Source organism: Mesorhizobium sp. KR2-14 (genome assembly GCF_040049255.1).
In the GTDB taxonomy this organism is placed as follows: Bacteria; Pseudomonadota; Alphaproteobacteria; order Rhizobiales; family Rhizobiaceae; genus Pseudaminobacter.
On sequence record NZ_JBDZDR010000005.1, the window covers coordinates 141,329 to 167,837 of the forward strand.

The following is a 26,509-nucleotide window of genomic DNA, read 5'->3' on the forward strand; positions in this document are numbered from 1 at the left end:
CCTCAGACGCCAGGTGCGCTCGCTCCCTACCTCAGGCGCGGGCGTCGAGTTCTGCGACGAGTGCCTCGGGCAAGTTCTGGTAGCTAACCGGTCGCAAGAAACGCCGGATGGATAGCGTGCCAACGGATGTCGCGCCGAAGTTGGTTGAGGCCGGATAGGGCCCGCCGTGGACCATGGCGTCACAGACCTCGACGCCGGTGGGGAAGCCATTAGCAAGAACGCGGCCAGCCTTGCGTTCCAGCACCGGCAGAAGACGCTTGGCGAGCGCCATATCTTCGCTGTCGAGATGCAGAGTTGCTGTCAGCTGGCCCTCGAAAGCGCGCGCAAGCTCAAGCATCTCGTCGGCACCACGGACGACGACGGCAATACCGAACGGTCCGAAGACCTCGTGAGCAAGATTGGTGTTGGCGCGCCAAGTGTCGGCGGATACCTTGATGAAGGCTGGCGCGGCGTTACGGCTGCCGCTGTCTCCGCGCACGAGGATTTCGGCGGACGCTGTATCCAGCGCCTCCGCAACACCGCGATGATAGGCCGACGCGATATCATCGGTGAGCATGGTTTGCGTTGCTGTTGCGCGCAGCTTTTCGGTGGCGACATTCAGCAAGGTGTCGACACCTGCGCCCTCGATGGCAAAGGCAACGCCAGGATTGGTGCAGAATTGCCCTGCGCCCATGACGAGCGAGTCTGCCCATGCCGCGCCTATCGCTGCCCCGCGTGCCTCGACTGCATGCGGTAGAAGGAACATCGGATTGATGGAGCCAAGCTCGCCGAAGAAGGGGATCGGCTCTGGCCGTGCGGCGCAGAGATCAAACAGTGCGCGGCCGCCCCGCAGCGAACCGGTAAAGCCGACAGCCTTGATCATCGGATGCTGAACAAGCGCTGCGCCAACCTCTCGATTGCCGCCCTGCACGAAGGAGAAGACGCCGGGGTGCAAGCCCAGCTTCTGCCGTGCCGCATCGATGGCATCTGCGACGATCTCGCCGGTGCCAGGATGGGCCGAATGGCCCTTCACCACGACCGGGCAACCGGCAGCCAGCGCTGCTGCCGTGTCGCCACCCGCCGTTGAAAAGGCCAGTGGGAAGTTCGAAGCACCGAACACCGCGACGGGGCCGATCGGGCGCTGCATAAGATGGATATCCGGGCGCGGTGCGGGCTTGCGATCTGGCAGTGCCGCATCATGGCGACGGTCGAGATGCTGACCGGAAAGGATATGCTGCGCGAAGAGGCGTAGCTGGCCGGTCGTACGCCCACGCTCGCCAATCAGCCTGCCTTCCGGCAGGCCTGTCTCTTCGGTGCCGATCTGGGTGATCGCATCGGCGCGGGCGTCAATCTCGTCGGCAATGGCATTGAGAAACTCTGCGCGGACCGTCGCCGGTAGATAACCGTAGGTCTTGAACGCCTCCTCCGCCGCACGGCAAGCATCGTCAATGTCTGTAACCGTACCGACGCTGAAGGCGTGCGATGAGCCGGTCGCTGGCGACGACTTAAAGGTCGAACTGCCTGCCCGCCACGATCCGGCAATCAGGTGTTTTCCGTGCGGGGTGTAGGACATGCATTGCTCCTGCGATCGCTCAAGTAATTCAACGCTTCACAGAGTATTCATCCGCGGCTGGGCGCCCACCATGTGGTCACTTGATCCATATGCTGATTGGCATCGACCGATCGTGGTGTCAACAGAATAATTTACGTCAAATTTGATCAGAAAATTGCCATATTGACATATCGGCAAAGCTCGGCAACGATTGCGTGGGCAAATCGTCCACATAGTAGGCAGGGCCTGCCAAGAGAGAATCGAGAGTGCTTGCGCAATCGTGTCTTCATTGGGAGGATGAATGTCTATCACGGGCTACACGGCAGGGGCGTACCTTTCCGGCTGCAATTTGTACTAATCGGATCAAAAGCAGATCTGAACTAGATCCGTCTGATTGAGACGCCGTGCAGCTGCTGCGCGGACAATAGTTTGGTGCGCCCGCAGATCGGGAAGGCACTGCGGAGGGGATATGGATCTCATCAACTATCTGACGAGCATCAGTTTCGGCATTGGCGCGATTTCGTCCCTCGATCCTTCGATGAACGATCTGAGGATCACGAAACCATTGGTCATAAGTGACCATGGCATCAAGGCCGCGGGGCTGCTCGACCATCCGCAGCTAACTGGTCTCGCCTCTGCGCCGACCTTCCTGGACGTGCCGACAAACCCGACGGAAAGCGCAGTCAAAGAAGCGCTCGCAGTTTACCGTGCCAATCAATGCGATGGCCTCGTTGCCATCGGCGGGGGCTCGCCGATGGATCTCGCTAAGGGCATTGCGCTTCTTGCCACCCATGGCGGCGAGCTCGAGCAGTACGCCGCAATCCTCGGCGGCATCCCGAAAATCACCAGCGCGGTCGCCCCCTTGATTGCCGTGCCGACGACTGCCGGGACCGGTTCCGAGGTTGGCCGCGCAGCTTTGATCACGCTCGACGACGGGCGCAAGCTAGGTTTCATCAGCGGTTATCTGATCCCGCGCCGGGCGATCTGCGATCCCGAATTGACGCTCGGCCTGGCACCGTTCCTGACGGCGGCGACCGGACTTGATGCGCTGTCGCACTGCATCGAGACCTATCTGTCACCGCGCTACAATCCGCCCGCAGAAGCGATCGCCGTCGATGGTTTTGCGCGCATCTGGAACGCGCTGCCAAAGGCATTTGCCGATGGTTCGGACATTGAAGCGCGGAAAGAACTGATGATGGGTGCGCTACAAGGTGGCCTCACATTCCAGAAGGGTCTTGGTGCCGTGCATGCCCTCAGCCATGCCCTCGGCGGATTGAAGGAATTGAAGCTGCACCATGGCACGCTCAATGCGATTCTGATGCCGCCAGTGCTTCGTGTGAACGCCGAGGACCCTGCGGCCGCGAAGAAGATCACGCGATTGCAGGAGGTGGCTGGTCTTGGAGCAACTCCGCTGGCCGGCGCGCTGGACGCGCTGAACGCTAAGCTTGGCGTTCCCACCAAGCTTTCGACACTCGGCGTCACCCGTGATGTCTTCAAATGGACGTGCGAGCGCGCACTGGCCGACCACAGCCACCAGACAAATCCGAAGCCGCTCAGCCATGACGACTATGCCGCGATCCTCGAGAGCGTGATGTAGAGGCGGGGACAATGGCGGTGGAGGGTCGGTCATGACACGGAAAATCGCGCTCATCACTGGTGCAAGCCACGGCATTGGCGCGGCGAGCGCACGCATGCTGGCCGCCGAAGGATTCGATATTTGCGTCAACTATCGCAGCGATCATGAAGCGGCTGCCAGGGTCGTCGCCGAATGCGAGGAGATCGGCGTCAGGGCTGTGGCGGTGTCAGCAAATGTAGGGGATCATGATGACGTGCGGCGCCTGTTCGACGAGTGTGATGATCGGCTCGGCCAGCTAACCTGCCTCGTCAATAACGCGGGCATTATCGGGGCAGCTTGCCGGATCGAGGAGCTCTCACCTGACGTTTTGGCGGCCACGTTTGCGATTAATACGTTCGGGCCTTTCTACTGTACCCAGCAGGCCGCGCTCCGCATGTCGACGCGCCACGGGGGTGCCGGGGGGCACAATCATCAACATGTCATCGATTGCCGCAATGCTCGGTAGTCCCAATGAATATGTCCATTACGCTGCCTCCAAAGGCGCGGTCGAGAGCCTGACAGCCGGAAGCGGCAAGGAACTCGCCCCGGAGGGGATCCGCGTCAACGCAATTCGCGTCGGCACGACCAACACGCGCATTCACACCGAGGGGGGAAATCCCGCACGTCCGGCAAAGATTGCCGCACAAACCCCCATGGGCCGGATTGCTGAGCCGGAAGACATTGCACGCGCGGTGGTTTGGCTCGCATCGCCAGGGTCGGGCTTTGTCACCGGCACAACGATTACCGTGTCCGGTGGGTTTTGACATCGGCGCTCACACATTCAGTTGAGGGGAAAGACAGGAAAGGCTGAGAGTTAGACAGATCCCTAGTCAGACAGAAAATCTCGGGAGGAGAGAAAATGAAACTGACCAAGAGCATCCTGACAGCAATCCTGCTGTCGACAACCGCCGTGCCCGCACTTGCTGATTATCCGGACCGGCCAATTGCCCTTTACGTAGCCTGGGGCGCAGGCGGTGGGACAGATGCGGTGGCGCGTGTCATCGCGGTCGGCCTTGAGAAAGAACTCGGCCAGCCGGTCAATGTTGTCAACCGCACCGGCGGTTCGGGCGTCGTGGGCCACTCTGCTATGGCCGATGCGGAGCCAGATGGCTACACGATTGGTCTAGCGACCACTGAGGTCAACCTTATGCACTGGCTCGGTCTAACCGAGCTCAATTATCAGGTCTATACGCCGCTGGCGCTGATGAACACAGACCCTGCGGGCGTACAGGTCGCGGCAGATTCGAAATACAAGACGGTCGGCGAACTGCTGCAGGCGATCAAAGACTCGCCGGCCGCCACCTTCAGCGCGACTGGGAGCGGGCAGGGCTCGAGCTGGCACGTTGCAATTGCCGGCATGCTCAACGCTGAAGGCATCGATGCGTCGAAGGTGACGTGGGTGCCGAGCGATGGCGCTGCCAGCGGCCTTCAGGAGTTGCTCGCTGGCGGCACCGACATCGTCCCGTCGTCGCTTGTCGAAGCACGCGCGCTCATTGAGGCAGGTCGCGTCAAGTCGCTCGCCTATATGAGCCACGAGCGCTCGAAGCTCTTCGACAACGTGCCGACGCTCAAGGAAGAGACAGGTTCTGACTGGGAGTTTGGCGCATGGCGCGGCATCGTTGCGCCGAAGGGCCTGCCGGATGATATTCGCGTTCGCCTGATCAGTGCACTGGATGCCATCTACAAGAGCGAGGACTACCACAAGTTCATGGGCGCTCAGGGGTTTGGTGCACGCTTCCTTCCGGGCGAAGAGTTCGGAAACTTTATGGCGACGAACGACGTGAACTTCGGCGAGACGATGAAGGCGATCGGCCTGGCCAAGTAAGCATTCAGCTTGAAACGCAGGCCCGCTGAGGTGGGCCTGCCTTCTCTTTTGCGATCGAGGTTCACCCATGCGTTTCAGCGACAAGATGCTGGGAGCCATCTTCCTTTTGGCAGGCATAGCGCTCGCCTGGTATTCCTACCGGCTCCCGACAATCCCCGGCCAGCAATACGGCGCGGCGACGTTCCCGCTGTTCATCGGCATTGCTATGATCGCCTGCTCGGCAAAGCTCATCTACTCGGGCGCTCGAAACGGCACAGTACCCCCGATCCAACTGTCCGAGGAGATACGCAGTCCACGTGCGCTGGCCGGCGCTACGGCGACGATCTTGCTGATCGTGTTTTACATCCTTTTTTCGCGCAGCCTTGGTTTCATCCCCACGGCAATCGTCATCGCATTCTCGATGTTTCTAATCCTGAAGGTTCATCCCGCAAAGGCTGCGATCCTCGCTATCATCGCTGCCTTTGTCTGCGACTTTATTTTCCGCACGATGCTGCTGGTGCCCCTGCATTCCGGCATCATGCCGCGGCTGCCCTGGTAGGAGGCGCGCATGGACGTCATTTTCCAAGCTTTCGGATTGGTCGCAACGTGGAACGTCGTACTGACGGTTCTGGCAGCATCGATCTTCGGACTAATCGTCGGCGCTATTCCGGGTCTCACGGCAACCATGGCAACGGCGATGCTGGTACCGCTCACTTTCTTCATGGAGCCGGTCGCGGCCGTTGGCGCAATGGTCGCCTGCTCCGCGATGGCAATCTTTGCGGGCGACATTCCAGGTGCTCTCTTGCGTATTCCTGGCACGCCCGCGTCGGCGGCCTACGTCGAAGATACCTATCGCCTGACGCAGAACGGCCGGGGAGAACTCGGTCTTGGCGCCTGCGTTCTCTTCTCCGCCCTCGGTGGTCTCTTCGGCACGCTCGTGCTCATCTTCGCCGCGCCATCGCTTGCAGAATTTGCGATGAAGTTCTCGTCGCAGGAATATTTCTGGATGGCACTGCTGGGCCTCACCTGCGCGGTGTTCATGGGAACGTCGAGCCCTGCGCGTGGCCTTTTGAGCCTGTTCATTGGCCTGACGATCGCATCGGTCGGCCTCAATAACCCGGCCGGAGTACCGCGCCTTACGTTCGGCTCTACCGAGATGCTGGCGGGCATCGACTTCATTCCCGTCATGATCGGCATTTTTGCAATCTCGGAAGTCCTGCGCACCGTGCTTAGTGGCGGCGGCGGCGTGGAGCAGGCCCCCAAGACCGTTGGCAATATCTTCCGCGATTGGGGCTACATGCTGAAGACATTCTGGAGACAGTCAATTCGCGGCAACATCACCGGTACGGCGATCGGCATTCTTCCGGGTGCAGGTGCGGACGTGGCGGCCTATGTCAGCTACGCCGTCAGCCGGCGCTTTTCGAAGACGCCTGAGAAATATGGCGACGGCCATGTCGAGGGCGTGATCGAGGCGGGTGCGGCTAACAATGCATCGCTTTCGAGCGCTTGGGTACCAGCGCTCGTATTCGGCATACCTGGCGATACAATCACCGCAATCGTGATAGGCGTTCTCTACGTGAAGGGCATGAACCCGGGACCGACCCTTTTCTTGTTCAATCCGCAGACGATCTATGCGGTCTTTCTCATCTTCATTCTCGCCAACCTGATCATGATCCCGCTCGGCTGGGGTCTCATCAAGTTCTCCAAGAACATCCTGCGTGTGTCCAAGCAGGTCCTGATGCCTCTGATCCTCATATTCTGCATCGTCGGGGCCTTTGCATCCAACAATGCCGTTTATGGCGTCACCATCATGCTGATCTTTGGCATTGTGGGATACCTGATGGAGGAAAACGGAATTCCGATCGCCCCCTGTGTGCTGGGCATCGTCATTGGGCCGATCCTTGAGAAGAACCTCATCTCGACGCTGATCAAATCTCAGGGCGACTTTCTTGCATTTGTAAATCGCCCCGTCGCATTCGCCATCTTCGTGCTGTTCTGCGCGATCTGGGTTTCAATCATCTATTCCTGGATGCGGCCGAAACCAGTGGCGGCATAAATGGAGTGTCTTGAGCTAGGCGATCGGTTAACCTTCAGAATATCGCTGATCGCGCGAGAGACGCCCCGAGTGAGCAGTTCTTGGGGGGTGGGGGGCTGTCACATTGCTTCTGCGTTAACGGATTGACGGTAAGGCAAGGGTCATGTCTGAAGCTGTCGCCACCTACAAGAACCATCGATTTCCGGCAGAGATCATTGCTCATGCCGTCTGGCTTTATTACCGGTTCGGGCTGAGCCTGCGCGATGTCGAGGAATTGCTGCTGGAACGCGGGATCGTCGTTTCCTACGAGACCATTCGCCGATGGGCAAGTAGGCATGGTGCTGACTACGCTCGTCGCGTGCGCAGGAAGGCGCCCGCACGGGACGACGTCTGGCATCTCGACGAGGTCGTCGTTCGCATCCATGGCCGGAAATGCTGGCTGTGGCGCGCTGTCGATCAGGATGGCTATGTTCTCGACGAGATTGTCCAGACCCGTCGCGACACGAAGGCAGCCAAGCGGCTGCTCATTCGTCTTTTGAAGAAGCAGGGCGCTTCGCCAAAGCGTGTCGTGACCGACAAGCTGCGCTCATATGGCGCCGCGAGACGCCAGACCATGCCGGATGTCGAACATGTGAGTTCTGGCCGAAGCGCGGCTTTGCAGCGGGGCAGGGTAGCCGAACATCCAGGCGATGCCGACGATGATGACGGCGATGATGGCCAGCAGCCGCGCCGCATTGCCGGTCAGCATGTTGACGATATTCTGCAGCACGCTTTCGATCCCGCCCGCCTGGCCGAAGCTTGGCTCGATCAGGGCCAGAGAGAATACGGTCGTCATCGTCGCGATTGTTGCGACCGACCTGATGCTTGCCGGCAGACTCATGTGTTCATTACTCCTTTTGCTCGTTGGAAAAGACGAGGGCGGAGGATCGCCGCCCCGACTTGAAGACGTCCCATTGCGGGATCGACACTTGTGGGCGTTGCGGGGTTTGCTCCGACACAGTGCCGGTGGTTGAGGCGGCGACTGGCTCTTCTGCCCGCACGAGCGCTGGCGGCTCGGTCGGATTCTCCTCCACGATCTCGATGGTCGCAAGGCGTTCGGCCAGGCGGTCTCTTTTCGCCAGCACTTGGCTGTCGTAGCCGACCATCTCGCCGACCAAGGCGTCGCCATGGCCGTAGTAGGAACGCAGCATCACGGTCTCGGCCTGTGCCTGCGTTGCGCCGGTCTGTAGCGCCGCACGGTAATAGCCATCGAGCAGCGACGCACTTGCCTTGAGGTTCAGGCAGAAATCGAACGCGTCACTGACCGAAAGGCCCAACCGCCCGAGGTTGCTTGAATTGATTCCGGCGAGGCCAAGATCGACATCATGGCCTTCCGCAATCAGTAACGTTGCCGTCTCGATCGCTTCGGCTCTAGTTCTCGGCTGGTCGGCGAGTGGATGATCGGAATTGATGCGGATCGCAAAGGGGTGAAATCCGCTTTCGATGCTTATGACGGCCGCAAGGGTCTCCGTGGCGATCCGCGGCGCGCATTGATGAGCGAGATCGAGAAAGGCAACCGGCATGGCCTAGAACCACACGCGTTGCCGGCCGACGCCGTTGATCGTGACATCAACATATCGCGGCTGCTCACGGACATGGGGACGCGCCGTCACGAAGGCCTTGCACAGTCGCCGTCCGACCTCGAAATGCCAAAGGCCGGATTCCGGGGCACCGTCCCCTCCGCCGCTATTATCGTTCCTACATATTTCGTTGTTAACGATCCTGGGCTCCGTCGATATGCAGCCCACTTCATCGCGCCCGCGATCGCCGTTTTTGGTGGCCAGCCGGAAGCCAGCATCGCCATAATAGGGCTCATAGCGGGGTTTGGACGTAGTGAAGCCGACACCGCCGCAGATCGGAAAGGATCGTGCCTTGGCAAGATGCGACCAAAGCCGCTCTATCGGCGGACGGCACTCGGCGTATTGGGTAGGACCGCCGGGGTTCGAAAGCACAGGAGAACTTGGCAGCCCCAGTCATCTCCACGCGCTTTGGAAGACGAAAACGTGTACAACGCATAGTAAAACCCCGGAAAGTGCCAGAATGACTGCATTTTTCATGCAAGTCCCTCGTCAGAAACGCCCTTGGCTGGCCGCCGAGGGGGATTCGTCAAGTTGTCATACTGCACGATAACGCATAGATAGACTGATGCCAGGCCCGTTAAAGCATCGCTGGCACAACACGGGTTTCGCGACCCTGGCGACGCACGAGATCATGTCCAAACCCTTGCCCGACGAGACGCCCAATTCGAGGCTACGGCAGCTCGGCATGATCAATTTGCTCTATAGCCTGCAGAAAGCGGACATGGCCTTGACGATCACCAATGTCACGGAAGTGGCGGGAATGACGAGGAAAGCCGCGCAGGAAGCGATTGATCCGCTGGTCGTGCGAGGCCTTTTGAAGGAAAGCTGGGGGCGAACGTCGATCGGTCGCGGCAAGGCCCGGCAATACGAGATCGCCCCGGAGATCTTCGAGAAGCTACGGGGCGTATACGGCGCCCGACGCCTCTGACGGCTTCGCAGGCTGCGGCAAGACCGCTTCCTAAACGCGGCAAAAACGCACAGTATTTCTTGTGTTTGAATGCGCAAACATACTGACGCCCCGACACAGTGGCAGATTGATTCGTTTTGCGTAGAACCGTGTGATGGAGAAGCCATACGGCGAAACAGAACGACCTTGAGAGGTGCCGCTTTTAAGGTCGGGGCTATGTCCATCAGTCGGAAAGAAACGATCATCCCCAATCTGTTTGCGTGTGCAGTCCCTTCTTCATGCGCGCATCGCGCTGTAGACGTGCGGGCCCGTGATGGCAAACACGATGATGGAGAATGGCGCCAGCAGAACCAGCGAACGTCCCAGCCCCATGCCCGCGACCTCGTTGCGGTCGACCTCCGGAGCCAGCGCCGGATTGAACATCACGCGAAGGAAGATGTAGGCTAGGAACAGCACGGCCGCGAGCAGCCCGGGCATGACGCCCGCAATCAGCATCTCGCCGATGGACACGTCTGCAAGCGTGGCGATGACGACGGCAAGTAGGCTGGGCGGGATGATGGGAGCAAGCGAGGCCCCGGCCAGAATGGCGCCGATGGACAGCTTGTCATCATAGCTGCGCTTCAGCATCGTGGGATAGAGCGACTTGCCCAGCATGGCCGCGACGGCCAGGGGAGCGCCCTCACAATATAGAGAAAACGTAGCGCAAAAAGTCAGAAAGGTTGTCGTTGACTGGTCGGCGTCACAAAAGTGAGAAGCTATTTATACCTAACCTACAGGCTGCACCAGGACTTGAGGGCGTTGCTGGAGACGGAACTGAGCTCGAATCCTACCCACCGTCGTGGTCACCCATCATCTGCCACATCCCCTGTCGCTTCCGGAACGTTTCAACGGCGACCTGACGAATGCCGCCTTTGCCTCGGACCTGTCCAGCATTGTTGCGGCTTGAACGCCGGCGCTCTGGGTGCACGGCCACGTCGATGACAGTTGCGACCATGTTGTCTATAACACCGCATTGTCGCCAACCCGAGAGGTTACGGCGACGAGAACAGGGCGTTTGACAGAAAGCTGATCGTTCAGGTCGAGAATTGATAGACAGGAGGAATTGCCTCGGCGGCCTATGTCTAGCTTGCAATGTAAACGGCATCTTCGCGCCCGATTTCGGCCGTTGCCGACATGATGACGACGTACCTAAAGCGGACATGAGCGTTGCCACATCACGCTGACGCCTCTGCGCCAAACCCGGTCTTACGCTTTGTTCCGCCTCGCGCTGGTCGTGTGGTGCGGGGCGAACGGGACGAGATTAGCGCGAAGAGCATCGCTGCTGCCTACGTTGCAAGTACATCGCGTTATGCCCGGAACCTTTGCTTGACCCTACATGAAATTCCGAAAGTCGTAGAATTCATCCACCATGTTGGGATTCTGCTGGATGATATCGGCGAAGGCCTTTGAGTAGCCGAGCGTCACAGGTAGCTTCTTGTAGAGAGTGTTGTTGTTCCAATCCATCTTTGTGAGCCCAAGAATACCTGAGCAGGTGTCGTGCCAACCGCCTTGGCCCGTGAAGCGGCGGACCAGCACCGGCGAAGGCGTCGGCTTGAGCGCTACCTCCTTGTAGACGTCGCGACTTGCTCCCTGCATGTGGACGCCCCCGACGCTGCCTTGCGTCCATAAGAGCGCCTCACTGGGGCTGACCGGAATGTACGTGCCGCGGGTCACCGGGTAGCCGTCTGGCCGATCCTGCGCGTTGAAGCGAATGCCCTGCCAAGGGACGTTTCGGAAGATCTGAATGAGCTCAACATCCGTCCCTTCCCGGAAAGTATTGATGGCGCCAAGGATCTCGTCTTCCTTGAACTCGGTGTTCTTGTGGATGGTGATGCGCGAGGGCGACTTCCCAAAATGCGCGCTTTGGTAGATTTCCAGGCTGCGTGAGAGCACAGCCTGCATTTCGAGGTAGGAAAGATAAGGGTTCTTCCGGCGATCCTGCGTAAACTCTCGCGCATCATACGCCACGAACCGGAAGCCGGTGCCATCGGGATCGAAGACTTGGCTGCAGCACGTCGTGTAGTTGCCGGCACCATCGGACTTCATGGCATAGCTGATGCCGATGAAGGCCTCATCAGGATTAAGACCGGCAAGCTTCCACGGCACGCCGCCGGCCTTTGCGTATGCGGCGACACTCAACCCCCACATGACGTTGGCCCGGCAGGCGCGCCCGAAACTGTTCTGCCTGTCGCTGAGCAGGCAGTTCCGGCTCCCATGGAGTATCGTTTTCGGTGAACAGGACAGTCTTTTTCCCGGCTTCTCTTCCTGGCCAACGAAATGGCAGACGAGCACCTATCCCATCCGGCCCGCAGCGCCTTACCCGCTCGCAAGCGTATTCCCGCCGGTTCTGGCTTGTTGTTGGCCAGCTTCGTCGAAAGGGCGGCTTGTCTAAAGCGCGACTTACATCAGGCTAGCGTTATAGAGACCGCTTTGCACCCTATGCCGGGCATGAGCCGTTTATGGCGGAACCCCGGAGCGGCCGCTCGAGCAAACAGGCGGGGGCACAATTACCCGCTGCGGACGACGCCATCGACCACGGGCCAGATCTTGCTCGACTTGGAAGCGATCCTCAGGAGAAATCCATGCTGCGAAAGGCCGGTTCGCGCATTTGCGCTGCGGGAACAAGGACAAGCTGCCCTATTGTCCCATCACATTCAAGACGCGATCTGCCGGTCGCGAGTCCATTTTCCTGTTCTGTCTGTTTCCGTCTTGGAACAGGGCCTTCGAGCATCTCCGGCGGCGGTCTATCTATTGATTACAAGTTGATTCTCAACAATTCTAGCCGCTTGGTCTCTATTGGCAAAAAAGGAGGACCTTGTGATCACAGGTTCGCAATGTCGTGCAGGACGCGCACTCGTCGAAATCACCCGGGCGAAGTTGGCCAGCCGTTCTGGTGTGCATGAAGCCGTCATCGAGAAATTCGAGCGCAAACTTCAAGAACCAGAGCCGGACGAGATCAGCGCCCTCAAGTCTGCACTCGAGACGCTCGGCGCCGTGTTCCTCGAGGAAAATGGTGGCGGCATTGGTGTCCGCTTAAGATTCACGGAATCGGAAGCCAAGCGGATCGCTCGCCTGGAAGGCGAAGGCGGCATCGTTGCGAGCAACAGGGTACCCTGACTTCGTTCGCATCGGTTTCTCCACACGCGGAGTATGCAGTGGAATGCGCCGGCGGCTTTGACGGCGTGCCGGATCGAAGGAATGGTTTCGAATTCTGAAGCGGCCGTCCAAGAGTGCGAGTGGATCGTCATTGTTGTTCGGTGAGCATCGCGCGAGACGAACGGCTGATCTTGTTGATCCCGCCGGCAGCGAAAGCGTGGCGTTGCCATCTTGAAAGATGGAGCGCGCCTCTACGGGCAGGGCACGATATAGTCCGCAGCCCGGCAGGCTTTGTCCATTTCCTCATCGAATAAGTTGAGGAACTCCCGCGCGGCCCCCGAAAGCGGCGCTTCGGGAGAGGAGACGATGCACATCTCGAAGGGGATGGCGACCTCCAGCGGCCGCACCGCGATGCCTCTCGGCGCGCAGTGCATGGCGGTGAAGGGATCGACGATTGCCACCCCGATGCCTTCGGCCACCAATGCGCAGGCCGCGATGGACTGATGCACCTGGATTCGCAGTTGGGAAGCCAGCGCCTCGTACAATCTCGCGCCGGGCGCATATCTCGACAGGAACTCCCTCTCCAGCCCGATCACGTTCTCGCCGGCCAGTTGCGAGACCGAGATGCCGTCGCTTCCCGCCAGCGGATGTCCGGCGGGTATGGCGCAGACGCATCGGAACTGCCACCTCCGCTCGATCCGGACGGCATCGGTCACCGCAATGGGATCGACGATACCAAGATCTGCGAAGCGTGAGGCGATGAGATCGACGATCTGGCGCGACTGTGCCGTCGTGCACGAAATATGTATCTGCGGGTGCGCCCGATTGAATTGCTTGATCACCGCAGGCGTGATGGCGATCGAAAGCGCGATGAAGGAGCCGAGCCGCAGCTGACCGTGGGCGAGGGCGCGGATGTCGGCTGCCGTATGCGCCAGTTTTTGCAGATTGCGAAAGTACTTCTGGATTTCGTCGTAGAGCAGCATGGCTTCGGGGGTCGCCACCAGGCGCCCCTTGCGGCGCTCGAACAGCGCGAAGCCGATGCTCTCCTCCAGGCTGCGCAGCAGGCGGCTGACGCTCGGCTGCGAGACATGCATGCTTGAAGCGGCGGCTGTGACCGAGGCGGTCTCCACGATTGCCTTGAAGGCTTCGATCTGGCGCAGGCTGATTGTGGCCGGCTTTGGCGTTTTGGGCATCCTGAGCTCCCCCGATCCCTCGTAATCCATAGCATTTATGCATGAGATGCGTAAATCTTGCTCTTTGACTTTATGGATTTGCGTTCCAATACTCGCGGCAGAGGGTTCAAGAAGAAGGGGAGAAGCGACCAATGATACAGTTCAAGATTCTGGCCCGCATGCGGCTGTTGTGCGCGGCGCTGGTGGTGTCTGGCTCTGTCGGCTGCGGCGCGAACTTTGCGCAAGCCGAAGAACTGACCGTCTATAGCGCCCTGGCCAAGGAGCATTTCGCGGAACTGATCGCCGCCTTCCAGAAGCAGGAGCCGGACATCACGATCAACCAGTTGCTGGACTCCAACGGCCCCGTGATCGCGCGCCTGCTGGCCGAAAAGGAGAACCCGCGCGCCGACATCATTCTCGGCGCCTCGGTGCCGGGACTGGTCATGCTGGAAGAGAAGGGCATGCTGATGCCCTATGCGCCGGCCGGCCTCGACCAGATCAAGGATCGTTTCTATGACCGCAGGAGCGACACGCCGCATTGGGTAGGCACCGACGCCTGGGCTTCGGCGTTGTGCTTCAACAAGGTCGAAGGCGCCAATCACGGCGTGGAGGAGCCGAAGAGCTGGAAGGACCTGACCAAGCCCGAATACAAGGGCATGATCACCATGCCCAATCCCAATTCCTCCGCGACCGGCCTGCTTGCGATCGTGGGCTGGATGAAGATCCTGGGCGAGGACGAAGCCTGGAACTACATGGACGCGCTGCACCGGAACATCGCGCAATATGTCCACTCCGGCAGCAAGCCGTGCCGCATGGCCGCCACCGGCGAGGCGGTGATCGGCATCGCCTATCCGGCTCCGGGCGTGAAGGCGATCAATGACGGCGCGCCGCTCAGCATCGTGATCCCCGAGGAGGGCGTCGGCTCCGAGGTGGAAGGCGTGGCCATCGTCGCCGGCGCGCGCAATCCCGACGCGGCCAGGAAGCTCGCCGATTTCGCCACCAGCCAGGAAGGCAACGAGATCCACAACAAGTATTACGCGCTGGTCGGGCGCAAGGGCGTCTCCACGTCGGTTCCGAACTATCCGGAGGGCGAAGAGGCAGCCCTGGTGGACATGGATTTCTACTGGGTGGCCGCCAACCGGGATCGCATCCTGGCCGAATGGCAGAAGCGCTACGGTGCCAAGGACGAGCCGAAATAATCCGCAACCGCAACCGCGCGTGATGCAATCGGCCCGTCGCTGACGGGCCGATACCCTCCAACGCACCGAAAGGCGAGAGGCAGATGGTCAACCAGGCCCCGGCCATGCCCGCATCCGGGCAGAAAACCCGCATCGGCTTCAGCGGCGAGGATGTTCTTCTTCGCCTCTGCCTGGTCGGGCTCGGTCTGTTTCTCGCCGTCGGCCTGCTGCTGCCGGTCTATACCTTGCTGTCGAAAGGGCTGCAGGACACCAGCGGCAACTTCGTCGGCCTGCAGAATTTCGTCAGCTATTTCCGGGAGCCGAGCGTTTCGGTCGTCTTCTGGAACAGCCTGCGCATCTCGGTTCTCTCAACGCTGCTTACGCTGGCGATCGCCGGCATCTACGCCTTTGCACTGACCCATTCGCGGATGCCGGGGCGGGGGTTTTTCCGCGCGGTGGCGCTGGTGCCGTTGCTGACACCTTCACTGCTGCCTGGCATCGCGCTGATCTATCTTTTCGGCAATCAGGGTTTTTTTCGCGGCGCGCTGCTGGGCCACAGCCTCTATGGGCCGATCGGCATCGTCCTCGGCGAGGTGTTCTTCACCTTCCCCATTGCGCTGTTGATCGTGCTGACGTCGCTGCTGACCATCGATCGCAGGCTCTACGAGGCGGCGACCGCGCTGCGGGCTGGACGGCTGCGCATCTTCTTCACCGTGACATTGCCCGCCATGCGGTTCGGCCTGGGGGCGGCGTTCTTCGCCACCTTCACCAAGGTGTTCACGGATTTCGGCGTGCCGGTGGTAGTCGGCGGGTCCTATCCGGTGCTCGCCACAGACCTCTACCAGAAGGTGATCGGCGGCTTCGATTTCCAGATGGGGGCTGTGGTCGGCATCCTGCTGTTCATCCCCGCGGCCATCGCCTTCCTCGCCGGCCATCTGCTTCAGCGCGGCCGCAGCAACGGCATTGACGGGCGGGCGGTGGTCTATGTGCCTGCAAAAAGCCGGATCCGCGATTTCGCCTGCTTCGCCTTCTGCTCGGTGGTTGCGCTGGCCATCCTGGGCGTGCTGGTCATGGCAGTGCTGGGCTCCCTGTTCAAGCTGTGGCCGTACAATCTGGGCCTGTCCCTGGCCAGCTACAATTTCGCCGAATACGAGCCGAGCGGCTGGGGTGCCTACCGCAACAGCCTGCGTCTATCGGGCGGGGTGGCGGTGTTCGGAACGGCCGTGATCTTCTTCGGCGCCTATCTGCTGGAGCGCGTGCCGGGTGCGGCCTGGCTGCGCGGCGCGATCAATTTCTGCTGCATGATCCCGCTGGCCATGCCCGGCATGGTTCTTGGCCTGTCCTACATCTTCTTCTTCAACAGCCCCTCCAATCCGTTCGGCGCGATCTACGGCACGATGGCGATCCTCGTGCTGAGCACCGTCGTCCATCTCTACACCGTGCCGCATCTGACCGCGTTGACCGCGCTCAAGCAGCTCGATCCCGGGCTCGAAGCCGTAGGCGCGTCGCTCAAGGTGTCGCGCTTTGCCACCTTCGGCCAGGTGGTCGCGCCGGTGTGCCTGCCCACGATCCTGCGCATCGCCAGCTACCTGTTCATGAACTCCATGACGACGATCTCGGCGCTGGTGTTCCTCTATTCGGCCAACACCAAGGTTGCGACCGTTAGCGTGGTGCTGCTCAACGACAACGCCATGCTCGGGCCCGCCGCCGCGATGAGCGTGCTGATCGTGGCGACATCGGCGACGGTGGTCAGCCTGCAGTGGCTGCTCATGCGCGGCCTGCTGCGCCGCACGCAGGCCTGGCGCGGCACGGAAAGCTAGAAAAACAAGACAACCGGCCGCGCCCGGCGGCCGCCCCAACCCAAGGACCAGTCCATGACGGTTTCGTCAGCCACCGCCACGCCAACGGAATTCATCCGCTTCGCCCAGGAGCTCGCCGATGCGAGCCGCGCCCTGATCCGCAGCCGGTTCCGCCGGAATGCCGAGGTCGAGATGAAGCCCGACAACACCCCGGTAACGGCCACCGATCTGGAGGTCGAGACCCTGATCCGCGGCATGATCGCCGACCGTTATCCAACGCATGGCGTGATCGGCGAGGAGCACCCCGCCAGCGCCGCCTCGGCCGACCATGTCTGGGTGATCGACCCCATCGACGGCACGCGCTCCTTCATCGCCGGGCGTCCGGTGTTCGGGACCCTCATTGCGCTGACGGTCGACACCGTTCCCGTGCTCGGGGTGGTGGACATTCCGATCACGCAGGAACGCTGGGTGGGCGCGAAGGGCCATGCGACGCTGCTCAACGGCAAGGCCGCCAGCACGCGCAAATGCCCCGCAACCGCCGGCGCCATCCTGCTTGCCACCTCGCCCGAATATCTCGACGGCGATGCCGCGCGGCCCTTTGCCAATGTGGCGGACGCGGCCAGGTTCACGATCTACGATGCCGGCACGCAAGCCTACGGCCTGGTCGCCAGCGGCCATGCCGACATGATGATCGCGGCCCGCTACGGCATCGTCGACTATCTCGCCGCCGTTCCCGTCATCGAAGGCGCGGGCGGCCTCATGAGGGACTGGAACGGCGCGCCCCTGACGCTGCATTCCGGCGACCGTTTCATCGCGGTCGGGGATGCAGGACTTCTGCCCGAGACGCTGGAGCTTCTCGGTCGCGCTGAAACGAAAGGCTGGGCCCATGCTGAACGTGCCTGAACCCATCGCAACTCCCCGGCCGAACGGCAATGCCGCCGGCGCGCAACCGCCAGCGCTGCGGGTCAACGGCCTGTCGAAATCCTTCGGCAGGTTCGTGGCGCTCGACGGCATCGATCTCGACATAGGGCAGGGGGAGTTCGTCTGCTTCCTCGGCCCCTCCGGGTGCGGCAAGACCACTTTGTTGCGCGCCATTGCCGGCCTCGACCCGCAGGACCGGGGAACGATCCATCAGAACGGCCGCGATATTTCGCGATTGCCCGTCGGCCGGCGCGACTTCGGCATCGTCTTCCAGTCCTATGCGCTGTTCCCGAACCTGACGGTCGAACGCAACATCGGCTACGGCCTGCACCACGCCGGCCTGTCGAAGCAGCAGCGGAAGGCGCGCATCTTCGAGCTTCTGGAGCTTGTCGGGCTGGAGAGCCAGGCCGCGAAGTATCCCGCCCAGCTCTCCGGCGGCCAGCAGCAGCGCGTGGCGCTGGCCCGCGCGCTGGCGCCGTCGCCGGGCCTGCTCCTGCTCGATGAGCCGCTGAGCGCTCTGGACGCGCAGGTGCGGCTGCATCTGCGCGATCAGCTCCGGCAATTGCAGCGCAGCCTGGGCGTCACCACCATCATGGTCACGCACGATCAGGACGAGGCGCTTGCGATGGCCGACCGCATCGTGGTGATGAACCATGGCGTGATCGAGCAGGTGGGGACCCCGGAGGAGGTTTTTTCGCGGCCCAATTCGCCATTCGTGGCCGGTTTTCTCGGCGACATGAATTTTATCCCCGCGATTGCAGCCTCCGGCAACAGCGTTTCGGCCGGACCGATAACCTTCGCTTTGCCGGGCATGGAAAATCTTGCTCCCGGCAGCGAGGTCAGCCTCTGCATACGGCCGGCAGACATTACCGTTGCGACGCCATCTGCCGGCTTGTCCGGCGGACTCGAAGCGTTGGTCGATACCGTCTCGTTTCGCGGCAACTTCTATCGGCTCTCGCTGCGCTGTTCCCAGATCAGGCAGACATTGGACGTTGAAATAACCCGCAGCGCCTGGCAGATCATCGGGCTGGTCGAAGGATCGATGATCACCATCGATTTTCCCGCGACAAAGCTGCATGTCTTCCCCCGAAGGCCCTGATTTGCGAAAGCTGGCATAGCTCCCTGGCTCCTGCCGGCTCGACAGTGACGGCAGTCCACTAATCGCGAGGCGATCAGCGCCTGTGGTCGCGAGAGCCGCCTGCGGACCCTCGGCAGAGCCGATATCTGAACAATCGAGATTGAGCAGGTTCATCGGCGCATCAAGCGTCGAGTTCGCTCACTCGACTCGAGCGCTTCGGGCATTGGTAGGCGGCATACTCGCACGTTGCGACACACCCGAGCTTTTCAGCCGCTCGCCTGCTTCGCCCAGCCGCGCATGGTGCTTCAATGTTTCAAAAGACGGCTTGGTCCCGCTGCAGGTCGAAGGCTGCATTTAATAATGGTGGTCTGCTTGGATATTTATGGATCATTGCGAGTGTCTATCGGTGTTGAAATGTGAGCGTCAGTCACTACATATGATTAGGTAAGTAATATATCGGAATAATTGTTCTGATTTATAATGAGAGGTGACCATTGAAGGACTACGAAACACGCAACGATCTCAATTCAAATGCAAAGAAAATATCGATTGATCTTCTAAATGCCAGGCTGGCAGACGCAATCGATCTTTCCCTCATCGCCAAGCAGGCCCATTGGAACGTGAAGGGCCCACAATTCATCGCCATTCACCAAATGCTCGATGGTTTTCGGGCCAATCTCGACGTCCATGTCGACACCATAGCCGAGCGTGCGGTTCAACTCGGCGGCACAGCCCTCGGCACCAGCCAAGCGATAGCCGAACGGACCTCGCTGAAGCCATATCCGACCGACATCTACAAGACGAAGGATCATCTGGCGGCGCTCATCGACTGCTATGCTGTCGCAGCCAAAAATGCGCGGCAGGCCATAGACGAGGCGGAAGAGGCTGACGACATGGTAACGGCGGACATCTTCACCGCCTATTCGCAATCGCTCGACAAGTCGCTTTGGTTTCTCGAGGCGCATACCCAAGACGCAGAGGAGCAGGTGTAACTGGGGCCGGCATAGTTCGCCTGAAGTTGAGCGGAACTTAAAGGGCGAGGTTCTCGGCTCTTTGGCGCTCCAACTGCCAATCCCACTGAAACATCAACGATAGATATCATAGCAAAGGACGCTAGTTTGAAGCTTTCGTCGGAAATAAGGAAAGAGAGTCGACAAGAACGTTCGGACAGAGTTGCTCGTGAGATTATGCTTTCCGAGCGCCAGGCACGAGACCGCAAGACGGCCCGCCTTCGGGCTCTGCGGGTGGAGATGGAAGAGTTGGCGAACTAACGGAGCGCTGAGATCACCGGCGCGGAAGTGGGCGTAGCTTACACGAAGTATGTGGAACGTATCGCCCTTGGGCTTGCCCGGCCGCCCAAGGATTTGGCTGCGTTCGTGTCGTACCTGAGCAGGCCCGATTCAGATCACATGGGCGGGCTGGCTCGGCTAATCGATAGCTGAATCGTCTAGCGCCAATAAGAACAAATTATGTGCGGCGGCGGCGTGCCGCCCCCACCACCATTCTCGTGAGGTATAATACAGTGCTCTACGTGGATATCCCGACCCCTGAAGACATAAACTCTTTGTACTCGCATCGCGGCGACGCCTGCGTCTCGGTCTATTTGCCAACCACCCCGGTTACCCAGGAGGCGCAGGCAGATCGCATCACGCTGAAGAATCTGGCCAAGGCGGCGACGCAGCAGCTTGTCGCTGCAGGCGCAGACGGTGCTCAAATCGCCAGCGTCTCCGAGCAATTTGACGATCTGATCGATGATGATGAATTTTGGCGGTTCCAGGCTCGCAGCCTCGCCATTTTCGCCACGCCGCAGAAGATGCGGACGTTTCGGGTGCCCAATGCACTTGAGACGCTCGTGCAGGTTTCGGATCGGTTTCATGTCAAACCGCTGCTGCGTAGCATCAGTTTTCCGAACACGTGTTATGTGTTGGCGCTGGCCCAGAAGTCGGTGAGGGTGATTGAAGTTTCGTCAGATCTGCCGGTTGAGAGGATCAGCATCGAAGGAATGCCCGAAGGCGCGGGCCGCGCTGTTCAGGGCATTGGCGAGATCAGCTATTGGCCCAGCGGGCGCATCCATGGTGCGGAGGGTCAGAAGGTGCTGCTGCGCCAGTTTGCGCGACGGGTGGACAATGCGTTGCGCACCATCGTCACCGGGAGCAATGCTCCGCTGATACTCGCCGCCGCCGAGCCGATGGCTTCCATCTATCGTTCTGTGAACAGCTGCAGCCGGTTGGCCGAAGAGACGATTGCAGGCAGCCCGGAAGGCCTGACAGATGCCGAACTCGGTGAGCGGGCGCGAACTGTTCTGGACGGAATCTACCGCCGCCAGGTAGCGGCTTGGCGGGATCTCTTTGCTGATCGGGAGAGCGAGGGTCGGGCCACCACCGACATTGCCCAGGCGGCGCGAGCGGCAACGATGGGTGCGGTGGAATGTGTCCTTATCGATATCGACGCGGTCGTCCTGGGCGACATTGACGACCGGGGGGGCCATCGTTTTCGCCGAAGATGGCCCAACCAGCTATGATTTGGTCAATGAGATTGCTGGCCGGGTCATCGTGTCCGGCGGGCAGGTCATAGGCGTTCGAAAAGCAGACATGCCGCGCGATGCACCTCTGGCCGCTCTTTTGCGATATCCGGTGTGACGCTGTTGCGGATTACGGTGCCCCTTTAGATCAATGCGGATTGAAGTTTATCGGCACAGGGCCGCGCTGCAGCGGAGTTGCAGCGCCCTGTCCGGGGAAAAAACTAATCGATCCAGAATAGCCGGCAAGAACTGGGCTAGCGCAGGCCGGTAGCAGAACCAGAAAAGCTTCCTTGGACTGGACGTGCCTGCGGCAATGTTTTCGGATTTCCACAGGCTCAGCGCTGAAATCCTCGACAGCCCTAGAACAAATCATCCTTTCGAGGGATAAGGCTAACTTCACAAACGATTTACGGAGACAGCAGTGGACGTCGACGAGAACAAAAAACCGACCAGGAGGGAATTCCTCCGCATGGTCGGTGCGGTTGGCGGCGCAGCGCTTATGTATCAAGCGATGGGCATGATGGGGTTGGCGGAAGCATCTCCCTATGCAGGTCCCATAAAGCTGGGACAGGCGCCGGCCGGCACCAAGGTGCTGGTTCTGGGCGCAGGTATCGCCGGCATGGTTGCCGCCATGGAACTGCGCGACTCGGGTTACGAAGTCGAGGTCCTGGAATTCCGGGGAGTGGCCGGCGGCCGCTGCTGGACCCTGCGCGCAGGCGACACCTATGAAGAGCTCGGCGGGGCCGTGCAGAAGGTTGATTTTGCCGAAGGCAACTATTTCAACCCCGGCCCATGGCGTGTGCCGTACAACCACTACGGCATCATCGATTATTGCCGTCGCCTGGGCGTAGAGCTGGAAGTCCTCATCCAGATCAACAATTTCAGCTATGTGCATTCGACCAAGGCCTTCGATGGCAAGCCGGTGCGCTATCGCGAGATCAACTCCGACTTCCGCGGCCACATCTCGGATCTGCTGTCCAAGGTCACCAACCAGGGTGCGCTGGACGAGGTGCTGTCCGAAGAGGACAAGCAGAACCTGCTGGCAGGCCTGCGCACCTTCGGCGCGCTGAACGCCGACAACGAATATGTCTCGGGCAACGCGGCCAGCGGTCGGCGCGGCTATGAGCGAGCCCCGGGCGGCGGCGTCAATGGGGCCCCTGTCCCCAACGAGATCATGGACCTGTCCACCCTGCTCAGCTCGGGCCTGTGGAGCCGCCTTGCCACCAGCGAGGCGCTGAACGGCTCGATGCCGATCTTCCAGCCCAAGGGCGGCATGGACATGATCGCACGCGCCATGGCAGTCAATCTGGGCGATCTGGTGAAGTACGAAAAGCGCGTCACCAAAATCAGCCAGAGCGACGCCGGCGTCACCGTGGTCTACGAGGACATGGCCAATGGGGGTGCCGAGGTCACGACCACGGCCGATTACTGCGTGTGCACCATCCCGTTCTCGATCCTCAGTCGCATCGAACACGACTTCTCAACGCCCTTGGCCAACGTCATCTCGACGATGTCCTACAACGCGTCGATCAAGGTCGGCGTCGAGTTCAAGCGTCGCTTCTGGGAAGAGGACGAACACATCTACGGCGGCACGACCTATACGGACCTGCCGATCTCGCAGATTTCCTATCCGTCCAACGACTATTTGTCCGACAAGCCGGGCGTGCTGCTGGGTTGCTACTCCTGGGGCGCGACCGCCTATCAGTTCTCGTCGATGTCGCCGGAGGAGCGGATCAGCCGCACGATCGAATACGGCAGCCAGATCCATCCGCAGATGAAGGATGAGTTCAAGGCTGGTGTGGCTGTCGCCTGGCACCGCGTGCCGTGGACGCTGGGCTGTTACGGCGCTTGGCAGGACAAGGAAGCCCAATATCAGGACGCCGTGGCGATGGATCGCCGCATCGTCTGTGCGGGCGAGCACCTGTCCTACCTGCCGGCCTGGATGGAAGGGGCGGTGCTGTCCTCTCTGGACGCCATCACCCGTCTGCATGAAACAGCTACCAGCGCAGCAGGAGAATAAGAAACATGCGTGTTCTCATCACTCTCGCCGCCACGTTGAGCCTGGCCACGGGTATCGCCTTTGCCCAGGAGGCCAAGCCGACCGATGACAGCCAGGCCTGGTTCGCCAGTTCCACGGCGCTGACCCAGAAGACGGGCGAAGGCATCTATAATGCCGTGTGCATCAGCTGCCACATGCCCGAGGGCAAGGGTGCGAAGGGGGCTGGCGACTATCCTGCCCTCGCCAGCAACGAAATGCTCGAGTCTGCCGACTACCCGATCTACATGATCGTACATGGCCGTGGCGCCATGCCGGCTCTGGGGGGGGTTTTGGACGACGAGCAGGTCGCTGAAGTCGTAAATTACATTCGCATGCATTTCGGCAACGACTACAAGGAAGCTCCGGCGACCGCTGAAATGGTTGCCGGATCCCGGTAACCGGTCCGGCCCGGCGCGTCACCCGACGCGCCGGGCTTTTCATTTCAAGGAGTAGGACGAACGATGAAGAAACTCGCTTTGGTAACGGGACTTGCCCTTGCCCTGGCCACCTCCGCTCAGGCCGATGTGATCCGCCACACCACACCGGGATCGAATTTTCCGATCCTGCGCGCGGTCGAGATCCCGCCTGAAGCGACACTGGTATATCTCAGCGGTGTTGTGCCCGTTGTCACCAACAAGGAAGCTCCGCAGGGCTCCGCCGAGGCCTTTGGCAATACCCGCGACCAGACCATCTCCGTGCTCGAGCGCATCTCGGCCAATCTGGAAGATATCGACCTGAGCATCGGCGACGTCGTCAAGATGCAGGTCTATCTGGTGGCCGACGCAAGCGGCAGAATGGACTTCTCTGGGTTCATGGAAGGCTATACGCAGTTTTTCGGGACCGAGAAGCAGCCCAACATGCCGACCCGTTCGGTCTTCCAGGTCGCCGGCCTGGCCAATCCGAACTGGCTGGTAGAAATCGAAGTGGTCGCCGTTCGCGATTGATGCGGTCTGGCGGCCGGATCTATTCGGGCCCGGCAAACCCTGGGGGAGGTTGCCCTGTTGCGGCTGAAGGCGGTACCGAGGGCGGTTAATGACCAGCGCGGCGAAAATGTGCAGTTGCAACTGCGCAGGAACTGCGATCGGCGCCCCATTAGAGCCTTTCAGGTTTTGACCGAAAACGTATCCGGCGTTTTCGACGTAGTTGCTGCGTTCAGCCGGTTCGATTGAGGATGCAAGGTGGCCGACGTGTCGCCATGTATCGGGGCTTCGCCAAGACCAACTCGCCGCGATCGCTAAGGTTAGCCGCGCGATGATTGCCAGAGTCGAGAAGGCCGATTCGACGGTCAACGCGGCCACTCTGCAGAAGATACGGCGAGCTTTGGAAAAGGAAGGAGTCAAATTTCTTTCTTTTAATGAGGATCATGGACCTGCCGTTGCCCGCATTAAAATGCCTCGCAAGGCGTAGCAGGCATACTGAGGAAGTTGCTCGCCGGCAGTTGACGGCATGCTCCGGCCATTCCCATATCGGACCCGAACGGGAGGGCTGAGCCTGATTGCGGGCCGTCATCTCGCCCGCTCTCTTAGCGACAACTTCGGCGTCCAGGTTCCGAGCGCCCTCGCACGGAAAACCTGGATAAGCTCGCGTCAACAGGCGGCAGGTCCGAGCTCAGGTCCGCGCCAATCTCACCACTCCAGCTGACGTTGCCCTTTGACTTAATCCGGTTTGAAGTTCGTTCTGGGCCAGAGAGAGGACCAGAAACAGGGCATCCTGGCAGTTCGAATTTCCCGGCGGAAATTTCGTCTAACACCTTGAACAGCAAGGTGGTTTCGGCGGTTCGAGAACCGTCTACGGGGTCGTATGCGACGTGGTCTGCGAAGACGAGCTTGAGAACTGCTTGTCGGTCCTCTGGTCGCCCACTTTCTCATAGTTTACAACGGCTTGCCAGAAAATCGACTGCGGTTCGAAAAGTTGCGTCGAAATCTGGCAGCTTGCGTCCGCAGTCGGCCAGTTTCTCGACGAGCGCCGTCTTCTCATGCTGCCCCCTCACGCGCTGCTCATAAGCGGCTATTAGATCCGTAGAAGGAGCATTGGCCTGCTGCCGGTTTCGGAGGACCACCTTATCTCGGTGTCCATGAAACCGGCAGCAGGCCAAACCGACACTTGTCCGAGCGTTAGTTCTATGAGCGCTTGGGCTTCGTAGGGAGCCACTACGGCTACAAGCTTGTTATCGCAGATATGTGCAATGCAGCCGGCGCGCTCGATCAGACCCAGCGGAAATAGGCGGCGACGCTTTCGACGTAGCGATTTACTCGCACTGACGGCGAGGTCCGCCGCTGTAGGGCTGATACGAGTTGTCCTCCGGCCGATAGGAACGATAACGGGCGAAGCAAGATTGGACGTGCTCCGTATCGGCCGCAGCGTCGTCAGCATAGCCGGCCTCGGAAACCAAGATCGAGTAATCAGCCGGATCACTGTTGCTCGACCCTTCAGCCGCTGCCAGGTCGGAGTACGGCGACACGCATTCGCGTTGTACGCCGCTATAGGTTCTATAGCTGTTGTCGTCCGGATTATAGGAGCGATATCGGCTCGCGCACCATTCCAGGTGAGCGGCGTTGCCCGGGGCAGCCGCCTGTTCCTCGGGCTCGGCGCGTGTCGGTGTGGCTGCGGTCGTCAATGTATCGATCGATCGAGCCGAGGTGGCATTGTTGTCCGCATCGCCTCCGGTCGGCAAGCGAGCCGGCAGTCGCTCATAGTCCTGGGCTGCCTTGTTCACCTTCACGGCCTCTTGCGTCCACGTCGAAGCCATACGCGAGTCCGGCAATTGAACGGGAACGGGTTTGGCGGTCAAGAAAACAATGGCGATTGCGATGCCTCCGGCGAATGCCAGGAGCGTGGCCATAAAGCCGCTCAGGATAGCAATCGCAGGTTTCATTTTCGCACTCCTCGGTCGCCATATAGATGTAGAAATGCGGAAAACCCCCATGCAGTTCCACGGGCAAATCCGGACACGGTATTGATTGATCCGAGTATGGCGCAGTATCTGGCCTCTCATAAACTGGTCCGAGTTTCCCGAGAGGGCATAAGGTGCGGGCCGCTGAGGATACGAACCGCACATTGGACCGGGCCGGATCTGCGCAGCCGGGCCCTTGCCGCAAGGTGGGAAAGGCTGATCCCTGCCGGGCTGCCAGAGGCAAACCCAGCCGCTATCTAGGT

At 60.4% G+C, this 26,509-nt stretch carries 23 protein-coding genes and 2 pseudogenes; 18 read left to right on the forward strand and 7 right to left on the reverse strand.

The features are described from left to right. Window positions 1-31 precede the first annotated feature (31 nt). Window positions 32-1,552: an aldehyde dehydrogenase (NADP(+)) gene (locus ABLE86_RS15035; RefSeq protein WP_348779761.1), complete on the reverse strand. Its 1,521-nt coding sequence runs from the start codon at window positions 1,550-1,552 to the stop codon at window positions 32-34. 448 nt (window positions 1,553-2,000) lie between these two features. Here ABLE86_RS15035 and ABLE86_RS15040 point away from each other — a divergent pair, with 448 nt between their 5' ends. The 7 genes and pseudogenes from ABLE86_RS15040 to ABLE86_RS15070 form a co-directional block, all read left to right on the forward strand. Beyond that, window positions 2,001-3,128, forward strand: a complete 1,128-nt coding sequence (locus tag ABLE86_RS15040; RefSeq protein WP_348779762.1) for an iron-containing alcohol dehydrogenase — start codon at window positions 2,001-2,003, stop codon at window positions 3,126-3,128. Between the two features lie 31 nt (window positions 3,129-3,159). Continuing rightward, on the forward strand, window positions 3,160-3,612 hold the full coding sequence (locus ABLE86_RS15045; protein ID WP_348779763.1) for an SDR family NAD(P)-dependent oxidoreductase: 453 nt from the start codon (window positions 3,160-3,162) through the stop codon (window positions 3,610-3,612). Continuing rightward, entirely contained in the window at window positions 3,584-3,910 is a 327-nt protein-coding gene (locus tag ABLE86_RS15050) for an SDR family oxidoreductase (protein WP_348779764.1), read from the forward strand. The genes ABLE86_RS15045 and ABLE86_RS15050 overlap by 29 nt, the downstream gene beginning before the upstream one ends. 95 nt (window positions 3,911-4,005) lie before the next feature. Then, a complete protein-coding gene (locus ABLE86_RS15055; RefSeq protein ID WP_348779765.1) occupies window positions 4,006-4,971 on the forward strand; it encodes a tripartite tricarboxylate transporter substrate binding protein in 966 nt (321 codons plus the stop codon). Window positions 4,972-5,038: 67 nt separating this feature from the next. Beyond that, on the forward strand, window positions 5,039-5,509 hold the full coding sequence (locus ABLE86_RS15060; protein ID WP_348779766.1) for a tripartite tricarboxylate transporter TctB family protein: 471 nt from the start codon (window positions 5,039-5,041) through the stop codon (window positions 5,507-5,509). Between the two features lie 9 nt (window positions 5,510-5,518). After that, window positions 5,519-7,006 carry a tripartite tricarboxylate transporter permease gene (locus ABLE86_RS15065; RefSeq protein ID WP_348779767.1) on the forward strand — a complete coding sequence of 496 codons (1,488 nt, stop codon included), beginning with the start codon at window positions 5,519-5,521 and terminating at the stop codon, window positions 7,004-7,006. A gap of 142 nt (window positions 7,007-7,148) precedes the next feature. After that, window positions 7,149-7,616, forward strand: a pseudogene (locus ABLE86_RS15070) (IS6 family transposase); the annotation flags it as partial. Between the two features lie 39 nt (window positions 7,617-7,655). Here ABLE86_RS15070 and ABLE86_RS15075 read toward each other — a convergent pair. Both ABLE86_RS15075 and ABLE86_RS15080 read right to left on the reverse strand, forming a co-directional pair. Then, window positions 7,656-7,865 (reverse strand): annotated as a pseudogene (locus tag ABLE86_RS15075) (TrbC/VirB2 family protein); the annotation flags it as partial. A 7-nt stretch (window positions 7,866-7,872) separates the two neighbouring features. Then, window positions 7,873-8,547 (reverse strand): lytic transglycosylase domain-containing protein, encoded by a 675-nt coding sequence (locus ABLE86_RS15080; protein ID WP_348779768.1) that lies wholly within the window; start codon window positions 8,545-8,547, stop codon window positions 7,873-7,875. A gap of 622 nt (window positions 8,548-9,169) precedes the next feature. On the opposite strand from ABLE86_RS15080, the gene ABLE86_RS15085 reads away from it, so the two are divergent. Continuing rightward, window positions 9,170-9,532: a MarR family transcriptional regulator gene (locus ABLE86_RS15085; RefSeq protein WP_348779769.1), complete on the forward strand. Its 363-nt coding sequence runs from the start codon at window positions 9,170-9,172 to the stop codon at window positions 9,530-9,532. 255 nt (window positions 9,533-9,787) lie between these two features. Here ABLE86_RS15085 and ABLE86_RS15090 read toward each other — a convergent pair whose 3' ends face one another. Together ABLE86_RS15090 and ABLE86_RS15095 are read right to left on the reverse strand one after the other, a co-directional pair. Beyond that, a complete protein-coding gene (locus ABLE86_RS15090; RefSeq protein WP_348779926.1) occupies window positions 9,788-10,270 on the reverse strand; it encodes a TRAP transporter large permease subunit in 483 nt (160 codons plus the stop codon). 612 nt (window positions 10,271-10,882) lie between these two features. Continuing rightward, the gene (locus ABLE86_RS15095; protein WP_348779770.1) at window positions 10,883-11,842 is read right to left on the reverse strand and encodes a hypothetical protein; all 960 of its coding nucleotides are present in this window, start codon (window positions 11,840-11,842) and stop codon (window positions 10,883-10,885) included. 525 nt (window positions 11,843-12,367) lie between these two features. Between ABLE86_RS15095 and ABLE86_RS15100 the strand changes: the two genes are divergently transcribed. Then, a complete protein-coding gene (locus ABLE86_RS15100; RefSeq protein ID WP_348779771.1) occupies window positions 12,368-12,667 on the forward strand; it encodes an XRE family transcriptional regulator in 300 nt (99 codons plus the stop codon). A gap of 230 nt (window positions 12,668-12,897) precedes the next feature. Here the strand turns inward: ABLE86_RS15100 and ABLE86_RS15105 are convergent, their stop codons facing one another. Next, window positions 12,898-13,839 (reverse strand): LysR substrate-binding domain-containing protein, encoded by a 942-nt coding sequence (locus ABLE86_RS15105; RefSeq protein WP_348779772.1) that lies wholly within the window; start codon window positions 13,837-13,839, stop codon window positions 12,898-12,900. A 131-nt stretch (window positions 13,840-13,970) separates the two neighbouring features. Between ABLE86_RS15105 and ABLE86_RS15110 the strand changes: the two genes are divergently transcribed. The 9 genes from ABLE86_RS15110 (at window position 13,971) to ABLE86_RS15150 (ending at window position 24,297) form a co-directional block, all read left to right on the forward strand. Then, entirely contained in the window at window positions 13,971-15,017 is a 1,047-nt protein-coding gene (locus tag ABLE86_RS15110; protein WP_348779773.1) for a putative 2-aminoethylphosphonate ABC transporter substrate-binding protein, read from the forward strand. 83 nt (window positions 15,018-15,100) lie between these two features. Beyond that, window positions 15,101-16,816, forward strand: coding sequence for a putative 2-aminoethylphosphonate ABC transporter permease subunit (locus ABLE86_RS15115; RefSeq protein ID WP_348779774.1), 1,716 nt, complete (start codon window positions 15,101-15,103; stop codon window positions 16,814-16,816). Window positions 16,817-16,870: 54 nt separating this feature from the next. Further along, complete coding sequence (locus tag ABLE86_RS15120) at window positions 16,871-17,698, forward strand: inositol monophosphatase family protein (protein WP_348779775.1); 828 nt, start codon at window positions 16,871-16,873, stop codon at window positions 17,696-17,698. After that, a complete protein-coding gene (locus ABLE86_RS15125) occupies window positions 17,682-18,815 on the forward strand; it encodes a putative 2-aminoethylphosphonate ABC transporter ATP-binding protein (protein ID WP_348779776.1) in 1,134 nt (377 codons plus the stop codon). The genes ABLE86_RS15120 and ABLE86_RS15125 overlap by 17 nt, the downstream gene beginning before the upstream one ends. 473 nt (window positions 18,816-19,288) lie before the next feature. Then, complete coding sequence (dps, locus tag ABLE86_RS15130) at window positions 19,289-19,786, forward strand: DNA starvation/stationary phase protection protein Dps (RefSeq protein ID WP_348779777.1); 498 nt, start codon at window positions 19,289-19,291, stop codon at window positions 19,784-19,786. 530 nt (window positions 19,787-20,316) lie between these two features. Continuing rightward, complete coding sequence (locus tag ABLE86_RS15135) at window positions 20,317-21,315, forward strand: hypothetical protein (RefSeq protein WP_348779778.1); 999 nt, start codon at window positions 20,317-20,319, stop codon at window positions 21,313-21,315. 469 nt (window positions 21,316-21,784) lie between these two features. After that, window positions 21,785-23,335 (forward strand): flavin monoamine oxidase family protein, encoded by a 1,551-nt coding sequence (locus ABLE86_RS15140; protein ID WP_348779779.1) that lies wholly within the window; start codon window positions 21,785-21,787, stop codon window positions 23,333-23,335. 5 nt (window positions 23,336-23,340) lie between these two features. Then, window positions 23,341-23,751 (forward strand): cytochrome c, encoded by a 411-nt coding sequence (locus tag ABLE86_RS15145; protein ID WP_348779780.1) that lies wholly within the window; start codon window positions 23,341-23,343, stop codon window positions 23,749-23,751. Between the two features lie 63 nt (window positions 23,752-23,814). Continuing rightward, the gene (locus tag ABLE86_RS15150) at window positions 23,815-24,297 is read left to right on the forward strand and encodes a RidA family protein (RefSeq protein WP_348779781.1); all 483 of its coding nucleotides are present in this window, start codon (window positions 23,815-23,817) and stop codon (window positions 24,295-24,297) included. 1,304 nt (window positions 24,298-25,601) lie between these two features. Here ABLE86_RS15150 and ABLE86_RS15155 read toward each other — a convergent pair. After that, the gene (locus tag ABLE86_RS15155) at window positions 25,602-26,228 is read right to left on the reverse strand and encodes a BA14K family protein (RefSeq protein WP_348779782.1); all 627 of its coding nucleotides are present in this window, start codon (window positions 26,226-26,228) and stop codon (window positions 25,602-25,604) included. Window positions 26,229-26,509: the final 281 nt, after the last annotated feature.

Coding starts and splice junctions, on each gene's coding strand:
- ABLE86_RS15080 (WP_348779768.1), bottom strand. CDS start 8,547: ATGCCGGTTGCCTTTCTCGATCTCGCTCATCAATGCGCGCCGCGGATC.
- ABLE86_RS15110 (WP_348779773.1), top strand. CDS start 13,971: ATGATACAGTTCAAGATTCTGGCCCGCATGCGGCTGTTGTGCGCGGCG.
- ABLE86_RS15060 (WP_348779766.1), top strand. CDS start 5,039: ATGCGTTTCAGCGACAAGATGCTGGGAGCCATCTTCCTTTTGGCAGGC.
- ABLE86_RS15115 (WP_348779774.1), top strand. CDS start 15,101: ATGGTCAACCAGGCCCCGGCCATGCCCGCATCCGGGCAGAAAACCCGC.
- ABLE86_RS15125 (WP_348779776.1), top strand. CDS start 17,682: ATGCTGAACGTGCCTGAACCCATCGCAACTCCCCGGCCGAACGGCAAT.
- ABLE86_RS15055 (WP_348779765.1), top strand. CDS start 4,006: ATGAAACTGACCAAGAGCATCCTGACAGCAATCCTGCTGTCGACAACC.
- ABLE86_RS15155 (WP_348779782.1), bottom strand. CDS start 26,228: ATGAAACCTGCGATTGCTATCCTGAGCGGCTTTATGGCCACGCTCCTG.
- ABLE86_RS15140 (WP_348779779.1), top strand. CDS start 21,785: ATGGTCGGTGCGGTTGGCGGCGCAGCGCTTATGTATCAAGCGATGGGC.
- ABLE86_RS15105 (WP_348779772.1), bottom strand. CDS start 13,839: ATGCCCAAAACGCCAAAGCCGGCCACAATCAGCCTGCGCCAGATCGAA.
- ABLE86_RS15065 (WP_348779767.1), top strand. CDS start 5,519: ATGGACGTCATTTTCCAAGCTTTCGGATTGGTCGCAACGTGGAACGTC.
- ABLE86_RS15050 (WP_348779764.1), top strand. CDS start 3,584: ATGTCATCGATTGCCGCAATGCTCGGTAGTCCCAATGAATATGTCCAT.
- ABLE86_RS15045 (WP_348779763.1), top strand. CDS start 3,160: ATGACACGGAAAATCGCGCTCATCACTGGTGCAAGCCACGGCATTGGC.
- ABLE86_RS15085 (WP_348779769.1), top strand. CDS start 9,170: ATGCCAGGCCCGTTAAAGCATCGCTGGCACAACACGGGTTTCGCGACC.
- ABLE86_RS15120 (WP_348779775.1), top strand. CDS start 16,871: ATGACGGTTTCGTCAGCCACCGCCACGCCAACGGAATTCATCCGCTTC.
- ABLE86_RS15150 (WP_348779781.1), top strand. CDS start 23,815: ATGAAGAAACTCGCTTTGGTAACGGGACTTGCCCTTGCCCTGGCCACC.
- ABLE86_RS15145 (WP_348779780.1), top strand. CDS start 23,341: ATGCGTGTTCTCATCACTCTCGCCGCCACGTTGAGCCTGGCCACGGGT.
- ABLE86_RS15035 (WP_348779761.1), bottom strand. CDS start 1,552: ATGTCCTACACCCCGCACGGAAAACACCTGATTGCCGGATCGTGGCGG.
- ABLE86_RS15040 (WP_348779762.1), top strand. CDS start 2,001: ATGGATCTCATCAACTATCTGACGAGCATCAGTTTCGGCATTGGCGCG.